General features: G+C 46.5%; 13 protein-coding genes. 3 read left to right on the top strand and 10 right to left on the bottom strand.

Annotated elements, in window-relative coordinates:
- Positions 1-53 precede the first annotated feature (53 nt).
- From sppA to CWI82_RS05630, 3 genes are read left to right on the top strand one after another with little or no spacing between them, the layout of a single operon-like run.
- A complete protein-coding gene (gene sppA / locus CWI82_RS05640; RefSeq protein WP_130202892.1) occupies positions 54-1,907 on the top strand; it encodes a signal peptide peptidase SppA in 1,854 nt (617 codons plus the stop codon).
- Between the two features lie 3 nt (positions 1,908-1,910).
- Positions 1,911-2,921, top strand: a complete 1,011-nt coding sequence (ansA, locus tag CWI82_RS05635; protein WP_092855084.1) for an asparaginase — start codon at positions 1,911-1,913, stop codon at positions 2,919-2,921.
- A 33-nt stretch (positions 2,922-2,954) separates the two neighbouring features.
- Entirely contained in the window at positions 2,955-4,298 is a 1,344-nt protein-coding gene (locus CWI82_RS05630; RefSeq protein WP_092855086.1) for a sodium-dependent transporter, read from the top strand.
- Positions 4,299-4,492: 194 nt separating this feature from the next.
- On the opposite strand, the gene CWI82_RS05625 is transcribed toward CWI82_RS05630, so the two are convergent.
- The 10 genes from CWI82_RS05625 to CWI82_RS05580 all read right to left on the bottom strand — a co-directional run bounded on the left by CWI82_RS05625 (position 4,493) and on the right by CWI82_RS05580 (position 12,104).
- On the bottom strand, positions 4,493-5,275 hold the full coding sequence (locus tag CWI82_RS05625) for a TatD family hydrolase (RefSeq protein ID WP_092855088.1): 783 nt from the start codon (positions 5,273-5,275) through the stop codon (positions 4,493-4,495).
- 24 nt (positions 5,276-5,299) lie between these two features.
- Complete coding sequence (locus CWI82_RS05620) at positions 5,300-5,665, bottom strand: PilZ domain-containing protein (protein ID WP_092855090.1); 366 nt, start codon at positions 5,663-5,665, stop codon at positions 5,300-5,302.
- On the bottom strand, positions 5,647-6,612 hold the full coding sequence (locus CWI82_RS05615; protein ID WP_092855092.1) for a hypothetical protein: 966 nt from the start codon (positions 6,610-6,612) through the stop codon (positions 5,647-5,649). The genes CWI82_RS05620 and CWI82_RS05615 overlap by 19 nt, the downstream gene beginning before the upstream one ends.
- Before the next feature lie 3 nt (positions 6,613-6,615).
- The gene (gene tmk / locus CWI82_RS05610) at positions 6,616-7,248 is read right to left on the bottom strand and encodes a dTMP kinase (RefSeq protein ID WP_092855094.1); all 633 of its coding nucleotides are present in this window, start codon (positions 7,246-7,248) and stop codon (positions 6,616-6,618) included.
- Positions 7,248-8,267 (bottom strand): endolytic transglycosylase MltG, encoded by a 1,020-nt coding sequence (gene mltG / locus CWI82_RS05605; RefSeq protein WP_092855096.1) that lies wholly within the window; start codon positions 8,265-8,267, stop codon positions 7,248-7,250. Before mltG ends, tmk begins: the two co-directional genes overlap by 1 nt.
- Positions 8,234-9,028 carry an aminodeoxychorismate lyase gene (pabC, locus tag CWI82_RS05600; protein ID WP_092855098.1) on the bottom strand — a complete coding sequence of 265 codons (795 nt, stop codon included), beginning with the start codon at positions 9,026-9,028 and terminating at the stop codon, positions 8,234-8,236. The genes mltG and pabC overlap by 34 nt, the downstream gene beginning before the upstream one ends.
- Positions 9,029-9,074: 46 nt before the next feature.
- Positions 9,075-9,314, bottom strand: coding sequence for an acyl carrier protein (acpP, locus tag CWI82_RS05595; RefSeq protein ID WP_092855100.1), 240 nt, complete (start codon positions 9,312-9,314; stop codon positions 9,075-9,077).
- Positions 9,315-9,465: 151 nt separating this feature from the next.
- Positions 9,466-10,212 carry a 3-oxoacyl-ACP reductase FabG gene (gene fabG, locus CWI82_RS05590; RefSeq protein ID WP_092855102.1) on the bottom strand — a complete coding sequence of 249 codons (747 nt, stop codon included), beginning with the start codon at positions 10,210-10,212 and terminating at the stop codon, positions 9,466-9,468.
- Position 10,213: 1 nt separating this feature from the next.
- Entirely contained in the window at positions 10,214-11,131 is a 918-nt protein-coding gene (gene fabD / locus CWI82_RS05585; protein WP_130202891.1) for an ACP S-malonyltransferase, read from the bottom strand.
- Between the two features lie 13 nt (positions 11,132-11,144).
- The gene (locus tag CWI82_RS05580; protein ID WP_092855106.1) at positions 11,145-12,104 is read right to left on the bottom strand and encodes a beta-ketoacyl-ACP synthase III; all 960 of its coding nucleotides are present in this window, start codon (positions 12,102-12,104) and stop codon (positions 11,145-11,147) included.
- Positions 12,105-12,111: the final 7 nt, after the last annotated feature.

The raw sequence follows: 12,111 nt of genomic DNA, 5'->3' as shown, positions 1-12,111 counted from the left end.
GTGATTTCTGCGGTAATCTCCTTGCATCGTTACTTAATTTGGGATTGTTTTATATGAGCGGGATCGCTTCAGTCTTCAAAAAACTCTTTAGTCTCATCAACGTCATTCGCAAAATTATTGTGAATATCGTTTTCTTCTTAATTTTATTGGTTTTCATTGGTCTATTTGCTGCTGAAGAAGAGCCAATTCAAGTTCCTGAGAACGGTGTGCTGGTGTTAAACCTCAATGGAGCCTTGGTTGAAGAAAAAACCTGGGTAGACCCAGTCGATGCTTTCTTTGATGAAATGTTAGGCGGCAGTGGTCAGCCAGCAGAAGTTCTTTTAAGCGATGCCGTAACAGCCATTGAGCAAGCAGCGACAGACGAGCGCATTAGTGGGATTCAATTGAATCTCGGCCGCTTTACTGGCGGCGGTTTGAACAAGATGAACGTGCTAGGTGAGGCACTTGTCGCATTTCGTGAAAGCGGTAAGCCGGTCGTAACTTATGCCGATGCATACAGTCAAGATCAGTACTACATTGCCGCTCACGCTGACAAAATCTATTTAAACCCGCTTGGTATGATGATGTTTGAAGGTTACGGTTCATATCGTCTGTACTTCAAAGAGCTATTGGAGAAGCTGAAAGTCAGCACGCATGTCTTCAAAGTTGGCGCCTATAAATCAGCGGTAGAACCTTACACACGCAATGACATGTCTGCTGAAGCTCGTGAAGCTAACAAAGTTCTGTACGATGAACTTTGGCAAACCTATGTCACTGATATCGCGGCCTTACGCGAGTTAGATCCACGTGTGCTGTCTGGTGAAATGGATGATTTTTTAGCCACCGTTGCAGAAAACAATAATGATTTCGCGCAAATGGCCGTAGGTACAGGGCTTGTCACTGATTTGTATTCACGTGAACAATTCCGCCAAGAAATGATCACCTTAACCGGTCTTGATGATGAAGAAAAAAGTTGGCGCCAGATTGATCATGACGATTATTTGGAATCACTCAACGGTCATGCATATGAAGAAGAGACCAAAGAGCGCGATAATATCGCCATAGTCGTTGCCCGTGGTGTGATCGTTGATGGCCATCAGAAAGCCGGCATGATTGGTGGTGATAGTACCGCTGAACTATTACGCAAAGCGCGTTTAGACGATCAAGTTAAAGCTGTAGTGTTACGCATTGATAGTCCAGGTGGCAGTGGCTTCGCCTCGGAAGTAATTCGTCAAGAAGTGCTTGAGTTACAAAAAGCAGGTAAGCCGGTTATTGCATCTATGAGTAGTGTTGCGGCATCGGGTGGCTATTGGATTGCGGCAAGCGCCGATGAAATTTGGGCCGCTCCAGAAACCATTACGGGTTCAATTGGCGTGTTCGGTATGTTCTTCACCTTTGAGAATTCATTGGCTGAAATTGGCGTGTATAACGATGGTTATCACACCACTAACCTGCCTGTACTCGACGTAACGCGAGGTTTAGATGAAGGTGGTAAACAAGTTGTTCAAATGAGCATCGAGAAGTTCTACCGTGACTTTGTGAGCATGGTTGCTGATAGTCGCGATATGACTTACGACGAAGTTCATGCAGTGGCTCAAGGTCGTGTATGGACTGGCAGTCAGGCACAGCAATTTGGTTTAGTTGATCAACTTGGTGGGCTTGACGATGCCATTCGAGCTGCGGCACAAAAAGCTGATGTCGTTGAATACGACGTTGAAGTGATTGAAGCTGATTTGTCAGCTCGTGACAAGTTCATGCGTGATTTATTCGGTCAAGCGAGCGCATGGGTACCAGCTTCTGTATTTGAAAAAAATCACTCGCCAATCGAAATGGAATTGCAACGCGTGTGGCAGGAAGTTAAATTACTGGATAAATTTAACGACCCGAACGGTGTGTATGCACTGTGCGAACTTTGCCCACTGCAGTGATTCATGACTAAAAAACGTATTTATGTTGCCTACACAGGCGGAACAATTGGTATGCAAAAATCGACACAGGGTTACATCCCTGTGTCGGGCTTTTTAACCGAATGTGTCAAACGCATGCCCGAGTTTTATCGGGAAGAAATGCCAGAATTTACTATTCACGAATATGACCCGCTGATGGATTCCTCCGATATGTCGCCTGCCGACTGGCAACACATCGCTGAAGATATCCAGAATAACTATAACGACTACGATGGTTTTGTGATCTTACATGGTACCGATACCATGGCTTATACGGCCTCAGCTTTGTCGTTCATGTTTGAAAATTTAGCGAAACCAGTAATTATAACGGGATCGCAAATTCCATTGGCGGCATTGCGTTCCGATGGGCAAACGAACCTGTTGAACGCGCTCTATATTGCCGCAAATTACCCTATTCATGAAGTCAGCTTGTTTTTTAATAACACGCTTTATCGCGGTAACCGAGCGACTAAAGCTGATGCCAATGGTTTTAATGCATTCGCCTCGCCTAACTTCGCACCGTTGCTTAAGGCAGGGATTCAGATTACCGTGGACGCTGGCACTATAAAAGAAAATGGTCGGGAACCACTTCGGCTCACGTCAGTGACGCCGCAAGCAATTGGTGTCGTCACCTTGTATCCGGGTATCTCGGCAGCAATTTTCGATAATATGCTCCAGCAACCGGTCAAAGCGTTAATAATGCAAAGTTACGGGGTCGGTAATGCTCCGCAAGACCCACAACTATTGGCTAGCTTACAACGTGCTATCGAACAAGGTACGGTTGTCCTCAATTGCACGCAGTGCTTTAAAGGCAAAGTGAATATGGGCGGTTACGCAACGGGTAACGCGCTTGCACAAGTTGGTGTCGTAAGTGGCCACGATATGACCATTGAAGCAGCACTGACAAAATTACATTATTTGTTGTCACAGAATTTATCGCAGCGTGAAATAAGTAATCTCCTTGAAACTAACTTACGTGGTGAACTCACCGCGTAAGTAAAACAACCACAGAACAACAAGAATAAAAATATGGCTCTTAAATCTCCCGCTTTTTCGTCTCGTATCGGTTTTATTTTAGCTGCGGCAGGCTCCGCAGTGGGTGTCGGTAACATTTGGGGTTTTCCCACACAAGCTGCGCAAAACGGCGGCGGTGCCTTTCTTTTAGTCTATTTACTCATGGTCGCCCTACTCGCTTATCCTATGCTGGTTGCCGAGTTGACCATCGGCCGTATGCGGCAACGTAACCCAGTTGAAGCCTTGCGCTCGTTAAGCGAAAAACCGTTTTGGCGCGGCTTTGGTGCTTTCACCGGTATTGTTGGTCTCGTTGTCTTGTCACTTATTCTAAGTTTTTATGGCATCGTTTCCGGCTGGCTCTTAGCCTTTATGTTTGCGCCATTGGCTGAATTACTTGGCTTTCATAGCGCGGCAACTTGGTTAACTGAATTCAGCGTTGAACGCAATTTGATCATGATGGTGTTGTTCCTCGTGCTCACCATTCATGTTGTTCGTTCTGGCGTAACCGATGGTATTGAGCGCTGGTCACGTCGCCTCATGCCATTATTATTTGTACTCTTGATTGCCATGGCGCTGTACATTCTCACCCTGCCGGGTGCCATTGATGGCTTAAAAATGTATCTCACCCCTGACTTTGAGCAAGTGACCAACCCCAATCTTGTTATTCGTGCCATGGGCCAAGCATTCTTCTCATTGTCGCTCGGCGTTTGTTGCATGATGACGTACGGCGCCTATCTGTCAAAAGATGAGCATTTACCTAAAACCGCTGGTTGGGTTGCTGGTTTAGATACCTCCGTTGCTTTTTTAGCAGGCCTACTGATTCTGCCAGCGATGTTCGCAGCACAAGAGCTCGGTGTTGTGATTTATGATCAGGCCGGCCAATTATTGTCCAGCGACACGTTAGTTTTTAATGTGTTACCAGCCATGTTTGAATCCATGGGCCAAGCTGGGTTATGGGTTGGCTTAACCTTTTTTGCGCTCATGGTGATTGCAGCAATTACTTCATCAATTTCTATGCTTGAAGCACCGGTAAACGCACTCGTTGAAGAAACAGGTCAATCACGTTCACAAATGGTTTGGGTAGTTGGCGCAACAATTGGTCTAATCTCAGCCATTATTATTTACAACTTCTCTAGCTTATTTGGTGCAGTTGTGACTTTTACAACGGTTTACATGCAACCATTGTTAGCACTTGTATTTGGTTTGTTACTCACCTGGATTTTGCGCCAACACTTTTTGTTGAAAGCACTTCAAGAAGGCGCACCAGAAATTGACAAAACTTGGTTCTGGAAAATTTGGCCATGGTACGTCAAATTTATCTGTCCAATTTTGATTTTACTGGTTATCTGGCGCGGTTAAATCAAGCTAATCACTTGTTTTTATTAACTAAATTTCAGGCAAAAAAATGCTCGGGACGAATCCAAGTTGTCCCGAGCTTAGGGGAATGGCTCAAGGGATTGAGCCGTGCGCTAACTCGATAAATTTCGAGGGTAAGATTTAGTTTAGATGGTTATTTTAAAAATGCGAATTTTTTGTGTAAAAAACGTACAAATTTATGTTCGCACTCGCTTGAATAACGAATAAAAGTTATGCGTGGTGACTTCCGCTACTTCAGCTAAGCTAACACCTTTCACATCTGCGACACATTTTGCCACTTCAGTCACAAAGGCCGGCTGGTTTTCTTTACCTCGATGGGGTACCGGAGCCAGCCATGGACTATCTGTTTCAATGAGCAGCCGCTCCAGTGGCAAGGCTTTCACCACATCGCGTAATTCAGTCGCATTGCGAAATGATGCGATACCAGAAATCGAAATATAAAAATCAAGTTGCTCAATTGCTTGCTGCGCCATTTCTAACGATTCGGTGAAGCAATGCAACACACCACCGCAGCGATCAGCATGCCCTTCTCGTAACATCGCAATGGTGTCATCACGTGCATCACGGGTATGAATAATCAATGGCTTGTCTAGCTCATTGGCAAGATCAATATGAAAAGCAAAGCTCTCTTGTTGAACTGGGCGACTCTCTGGATCGTAATAATAGTCCAAGCCTGTTTCACCAATGGCTACTACTTCAGGTAAAGCAGCCCACTCTTTCAGTTGCTGCTTCGCAAGCGGATGCTTGGCAACATACAGCGGATGCACACCACAAGAAATACTAATATCGCTATAGCCTGAAACAAGTTCACGCATGGCGGGAAAGTCATCGAGCGTAACACCAATACATAACATGTGCTCGACTTTGGCAGCGCGTGCGGCCTCGACTATCGCCGCGAACTCGCCGTTAAAATTTGCTAAATCAATTTTATCAAGATGGCAGTGGGAATCGACAAACACAACAACTCCAAACTTTAAGGTTGCTTACATCGTGGCGGTTGGTGTGCCAGTGTTGCCGATAGCGGCTAGCTTAGATTCAATCATGTTCTTTAACATGGCCTTATCATCTATAAATTGGACACCAACGCCCTGTTGTTCGGGACGGCCAGGCTTAGAGGGAGCTAACCAGACAACTTTACATTTCACCAAAACGGAGTTTTGCTCGCCAAATAAACGCACTTCCAGTAAGAATGCATCACCAATTTTTAACGGTTCATCGGTGGTTAAAAATAATCCACCGCCCTTAATAAACGGCATATAATAGCGACGTAATTGCGCTTCAGTTCCTAGCACAATGCGTTTTTTCGGTAACTCTGCTTCAGCGTCAGCTGCTACGGTCTTTGTTTCCATTGTAACCACTGTTGTTGTAATAATAATGGTAGGTTTAAGCCGGACTGTTCACGTGTAATTTTGCGCAAATTGTAACATAAAGCCAGCCATCCGTTTAATCTTGTAACAGATATCTGCTCGCGTTGCAGCCATTGTTCCGCCACCTGCGTGAGCTGCGGATAATGTAAGCGTTGTTGTGCCACGCGTTGGCGAATACGAATGAGCTCTTGTAACCAAGCCAACGACGCTTCCAGCCACTGTTGTACGTCGTCCTTTTTCGGTTGCGGCCATGGCCTATTCTGAATTGTGGCAGATGCGAGCTCCGTAACAAAATCCGCCGGATCAGCGAAGTTACCCTTCAAAGCTGCTAAGGCCGTTAATGGCGCTCCCGGAAATTGTTGGCTTCGCACACGCTCCGCTTCGGTTAGTGAGCGTCCTAATTGCTGAGTAAGCCAACTTTGAGTGGTTGCTTGGTTTGGTTCAGAAAACGTATGTAATCGCATTCGGCTGCGCAATGTCGGTAGTAAATCACTGGTTCGCTCTGGGCTTAAGATTAAGTAGGTATTAGCGCTTGGTTCTTCTAAAGTTTTCAGCAATGCGTTGGCGGCTTCTGTCGTCATACGCTGCGCATCTTTAATCCAAGCCACTTTGCTGCCGTGCTGACTCGCAGTTTGTTGCAACTGTTGCGTTAACTCGCGAATTTTATCAACGCCAATAGCGCGATTATCCTCACTCGCTACTTCATAATAATCAGGATGAGTTCCGGCTGCCATGAGCAAACAGCTTTTACATTTGCCACAAGCTTGCTGGCTTGGCTCTATACACAGCAAAAACTTAACCAAAGTTTCTGTATACGTTGGCGCACCTAAACCGATTCGATTTGGCAGGCAATGTGCATGACCAAAGCGTTGGTTGTTATAATCCGCGACCAGTTGCCGCCACGGTTCGCGTAACCAAGGTAAACTCATATTTTATCCATACTCATGAAACAAATTTTGTTCAAGCTGATTCAATAAGTCTCGGTGCACGTCTGCCATGGTCTGATTGCTATCAACAACACAAATGTTTGGCTCGGTTTGCGCAATCTCTAGATAGCGCTCGCGTGTCCGCTCAAAAAAAGCTAGGTCTTCTTGTTCAATTCGATCAAGCTCGCCGCGCTCGCGCGCACGTTGCAAACCTTGCTTCGGATCAACATCCAACAGTAACGTCAAATCTGGCACAAAACTACCAAGCACCAATTGTCTCAGCGTGGTAAGTTTTTCATCACCAAGTTGGCGACCACCACCCTGATAAGCCCGTGAAGATAAGTCGTGACGATCTGCAATGACCCATTTGCCCTGCTTCAATGCTGGCTTTATCACGTTTTCGACGAGTTGAGCGCGGCTGGCGTACATTAGCAAAAGCTCAGTTTCGGCAGTTAAACGCTCTTCCCAGTCTTGCTTTACCAGATCCCGAATCGCCTCTGCCAATGGTGTTCCGCCTGGCTCGCGAACGGTTTGAGTCACAATACCTTTTGCATTCAAATGAGCAACAACACTGGCAATTGCTGAACTTTTGCCGGCGCCTTCTAGACCTTCAATGACAATAAATTTGCCCAGTGGCATTAACCTTGATTCCTTTGGTAACGATTCACCGCGCGATTGTGCTCCGCCAGCGTTTTGGAAAAAACATGCCCGCCAGAACCATCCGCGACAAAATAATAATAATCAGTTTCAGCAGGGTGCGCGGCAGCTACCAGACTCTCGCGACTCGGCATGGCAATTGGCGTTGGCGGTAACCCATTTATTCGATAGGTATTAAATTCGGTTACCTCGCGCAAGTGCGCGCGCGTCAAATTACCGTCGAAATTCTCAATGCCATAAATTGTTGTCGGATCAGACTGCAAACGCATGCCTTTGCGTAAGCGATTAACGAAAACCGAACTCACTTTACTGCGCTCACCACCTATACCTGTCTCTTTTTCAATTATAGAAGCCATAATAAGCAACTCGTAAGGCTTTTCATAGGGTAAATCTCGACTTCGTTGCGCCCAAATTTCTGTCAGTTCGGAGGCCATACGCGTGTATGATTTCACTAGTATTTCCATGGCCTTAGTACCCGCCATATATTTATAAGTATCGGGAAATAGTAATCCCTCAAACGATTGGTGCGTAGTTCCTAACCGTTGGTTTAACGCCTTTGTAATCGTGTCTTGCTCCGCGTTCATTGCGGCTAGTGTGAGGTACTGTGAACTAGCAAGAATCTTCAACCATTGCGCAAACGTTTGCCCCTCAACTAACGTCACCTGAAATAGGTATTGTTCGCCCTGACGAAGTTTACGCCAAATGTTGGCGACACTGTCCTGTGGCTGAATCTCGTAAAAACCCGCTTGCAAGTGCTGCGGCACATCAAATACACGACTCGCAATATAAACCGGCGTAACCGAAATCGCCGCACCTTGCGTATTAAGCTGCTCAAGAATCGTACGCGCGTGCATGCCGCGTTTGACTTCAAATACCAATGGCTGGGATAAATTTAAAGGTTGTTGTAATTGCTGATAGCTATACCATAATCCGGTCGCAATAACGCCAGCGAAAACAATACTTAAGCTCAAGAAGATTTGGATAAAACGTTTAAATACCACGTGTTAACAACCTCTGGTAATACTTGCTGCGGTAATTGCCGTGCGCCTATCTGACCGATTGGGCGTGGACCTAAAACAGTATTACACAAAAAAGCCTGTTCAGCCGATACTAAATCGTCCCAAACCGCTATTGAGGGTATCGCATTAGGCAGCACCGCAGCACAGATTTCTGCTTGCATAATGCCGGCGATGCCGGCGTTTTTTAACTGCGGAATCCGCCAGTTAGCGCCATCATACCAGAATAAATTGCTACTGATCGCCTCTACAATGTGAAGGTGATTATCGCAGACAATTAAATCATCAACGTGACGTTCCAGACGTTCTTGAGCGAGCAACACTTGTTCAAGACGATTTAACGTCTTCAGGCCAGCAAGGCGTGGTTGCATAGCCAATTGCAACTCAGCTTGGTCAACCAATAGAGTGTTCGGCTGCCATTCAGGCAAGCTGGCGGTGGTGACATACCAGTTAACAGGTGCCGCAGGTGATGGTGCATAGCCACGATTGCTAAAGCCACGGGTGATGATGATTTTCACGACGCAATTGGGCTGTTGTTGGCGAATGGATGCCAGTAGTTCTTCAACTTGGTCTCGTACAGGCATCGCCATCGCTAGGCGTTGACTCGCTTCCGTTAACCGTTGCCAATGACGCGGCCAAAATTCCAGTTGGCCGTGGCGAATAACAAGTGTAGTGAAGTGTCCGTCGCCAAATTGTAGGCCACGATCTAGATTAGGTTGGGTAAGGGGTTGACCGTTGTACCACATACAAAAAAGGGCGGAATTTTCATTCCGCCCTTCTCGTTATCACTGCTTAGTCGTTTGAGTGGTTTTTAACGTACTCAATCGCTGCTTCAACAGTTCTGATTTTCTCAGCTTCTTCGTCTGGAATCTCAGTTTCAAATTCTTCTTCGAGAGCCATTACTAACTCTACGATATCAAGTGAATCTGCACCTAGGTCATTTTCAAAAGAAGCTTCTGGTTTCACTTCTTCTTCTTTAACACCTAGTTGTTCAACGATGATTTTTTTAACGCGTTCTTCAATAGTGCTCATTGTATATATGTCCCTTGATTTTAGGTCATGAGTTCAAAATTGGGCTTAGTGTAGTGAAAGCGACGACAATAATAAAGTAAAAAATGGTCCAACCTTGACAGGTCATACCCCTTGGCTAGTCAGCCTCGGTAAATATTGTCGTCTATTCCACTTATACCATGGCCATTCCGCCATTAACGTGAATGGTTTCGCCCGTAATATACGCTGCCCCTGGCGATGCTAAAAACACCACAGCGGCCGCAATTTCATCAGGTTGTCCTAAGCGTGCTGCCGGAATATTGGCAAAAATCGCTTGTTTTTGATCTTCTGTCAACGCTTTGGTCATATCAGTATCGATAAAACCTGGCGCAACGCAGTTCACGGTTATACCGCGCGCCGCAATTTCCTTTGCTAAGGCTTTGGTAAATCCTGCTAATCCAGCTTTGGCTGCACAATAGTTAGTCTGCCCAGGATTACCGGTAGTTCCCACGACCGATGAAATATTGATGATTCGTCCTTGACGACGCTTCATCATGCCGCGCATCACACCCTTACATAAACGATAAACCGACTTAAGGTTGGTGTCCATGACACTATCCCACTCGTCATCCTTCATGCGCATCAACAAATTGTCGCGGGTGATACCAGCATTATTCACTAAAATATCGAGTTGTCCGTAAGTATCGTCAACATGCTTTAATACCGCAGCGACACTTTCTTCGTCAGTGACATTTAGTGCGAACCCAGTGCCATTGACACCCAAGTAATCACTAATCGCCTGAGCACCACTTTCAGTTGTCGCAGTGCCAACTACTTTTACACCACGCGCAACAAGCTGTTGCGCAATCGCTTTACCAATCCCGCGGCTCGCACCGGTAACTAAAGCGACTTGGCCTTCAAGATTCATTAAATCAGTCATATTATTTCCTTGCTGCAATTGCGTCGACCGTATTCACGGCATCGCCTTGAATTGCTTTATCAATGCGCTTTGTTAGCCCAGTTAATACTTTACCTGGACCAATTTCATACATCTCTGTCACACCCTGGCTCGCTAAATACTGAACGGTTTCGGTCCAGCGAACCGGTGAGTACAATTGACGTACCAATGCATCCCGAATTTCGGACGCTTCACGCGGCGCTGTAACATCCACATTATTTACCACTGGCACTTGTGGTGTATTGACGGTTAACTTACCAAGCTCTACTGCGAGTTGCTCGGCTGCTGGCTGCATCAAAGAACAATGCGACGGCACGCTTACCGGTAATGGTAACGCTCGCTTTGCTCCAGCTTTAATACACGCATCGCCAGCACGTTCTACGGCTGCTTTGTGGCCAGCTATAACCACTTGTCCTGGCGAGTTATAATTCACCGCCGAGACTACCTCGTCAGCGGCCGCTTCGGCACAAGCTTGCTCAACTAATTTGTCGTCCAAGCCAATAATCGCAGCCATAGCGCCAACGCCGGCAGGTACAGCGCTTTGCATAAACTCACCACGCTTTGCAACTAACGCAACAGCGTCTTCAAACGCTAATGCTCCGGCACAAACCAGCGCAGAGTATTCACCTAAGCTATGCCCAGCCATCCATTCAGGCGCTGGTACACCAGCCTGCTCTAGCACACGATACAATGCCACACTTGCAGTTAGTAACGCAGGCTGCGTACGGTGCGTTTCATTCAGTTGTTCTGCTGGTCCTTCTTGCACCAACTGCCACAAGTCGTAGCCTAATACTTTGCTCGCTTGGGCGAAAGTTTCTTCAACGACCGGATACTCCGCGGCAACGTCTGCCAACATACCAACGGTTTGTGAACCTTGCCCTGGAAATACATAAGCTCGCATGAATGCTTCCTTATTAATAATCGATCAGTGCAGAGCCCCAGGCGAATCCACCGCCAAAGGCTTCGAGTAATAATTTTTGTCCACGTTGAATACGACCATCACGAATCGCAACATCAAGTGCTATCGGCACCGACGCTGCCGACGTATTGCCGGTGTATTCTAACGTGGTAATAACTTGCTCCATCGGCATTTTCAGCTTCTTTGCAGTTGCTTTAATAATGCGCAAATTAGCTTGATGTGGCACGAGCCAATCAAGATCAGCCGCCTGCATGTTATTGGCCGCTAACGTATCAACCACCAACTCACTGAGTTTACTCACCGCAACTTTAAATACTTCGTTGCCTTTCATGTACATCCACGCTTCACCGAGCTGCTCAGGTGAATGACGCGACAAATGATTGACGCCGAGTAAATCAGCGAATTCCCCAGCACTATTTAAATGCGTTGACATAATACCCGCGCGGTCACTCGCTTCGAGCACTACGGCTCCAGCCCCATCACCAAATAATACGAGCGTATTACGATCATCCGGATGACACAAACGTGACAAGACGTCGGTTCCAATCACCAATACCTTTTCATACATACCGTTACGGATATATTGATCAGCAACACTTAAGGCAAAAATAAAACCCGAACACGCCGCCGCGACATCAAACGCTGGCATCGTATTTTCAGTAAGCGCGGCTTGAATTTCGCAAGCAACACTTGGAAAAGCGCGCTCACCTGAAGTTGTTGCAACAATAATTAAATCGAGATCGTCGGCTTTGATGTTTGCTGACTGCAATGCTTGGCGAGCCGCAGCCACGCCCATGGTTACCGCATTTTCTGTCGGTTCCGCAATGCGTCGCTCATGAATTCCGGTACGCTCAACAATCCAATCATGGCTGGTGTCGACACGCTGTTCTAGCATGGTATTCGTCAGGCGCTGAGCCGGTAAATAATGGCCAGTTCCTGCAATAACTGATGGCATAATAACG

It is taken from the genome of Pseudidiomarina tainanensis, from assembly GCF_004214835.1.
Lineage (GTDB): Bacteria > Pseudomonadota > Gammaproteobacteria > Enterobacterales > Alteromonadaceae > Pseudidiomarina > Pseudidiomarina tainanensis.
Note: the sequence above shows the minus strand (reverse complement) of the source record. Positions and strands in the feature narration are given on the sequence as shown.

Coding starts and splice junctions, on each gene's coding strand:
- sppA (WP_130202892.1), top strand. CDS start 54: ATGAGCGGGATCGCTTCAGTCTTCAAAAAACTCTTTAGTCTCATCAAC.
- ansA (WP_092855084.1), top strand. CDS start 1,911: ATGACTAAAAAACGTATTTATGTTGCCTACACAGGCGGAACAATTGGT.
- CWI82_RS05630 (WP_092855086.1), top strand. CDS start 2,955: ATGGCTCTTAAATCTCCCGCTTTTTCGTCTCGTATCGGTTTTATTTTA.
- CWI82_RS05620 (WP_092855090.1), bottom strand. CDS start 5,665: ATGGAAACAAAGACCGTAGCAGCTGACGCTGAAGCAGAGTTACCGAAA.
- CWI82_RS05615 (WP_092855092.1), bottom strand. CDS start 6,612: ATGAGTTTACCTTGGTTACGCGAACCGTGGCGGCAACTGGTCGCGGAT.
- tmk (WP_092855094.1), bottom strand. CDS start 7,248: ATGCCACTGGGCAAATTTATTGTCATTGAAGGTCTAGAAGGCGCCGGC.
- pabC (WP_092855098.1), bottom strand. CDS start 9,028: ATGTGGTACAACGGTCAACCCCTTACCCAACCTAATCTAGATCGTGGC.
- acpP (WP_092855100.1), bottom strand. CDS start 9,314: ATGAGCACTATTGAAGAACGCGTTAAAAAAATCATCGTTGAACAACTA.
- fabG (WP_092855102.1), bottom strand. CDS start 10,212: ATGACTGATTTAATGAATCTTGAAGGCCAAGTCGCTTTAGTTACCGGT.
- fabD (WP_130202891.1), bottom strand. CDS start 11,131: ATGCGAGCTTATGTATTTCCAGGGCAAGGTTCACAAACCGTTGGTATG.
- CWI82_RS05580 (WP_092855106.1), bottom strand. CDS start 12,104: ATGCCATCAGTTATTGCAGGAACTGGCCATTATTTACCGGCTCAGCGC.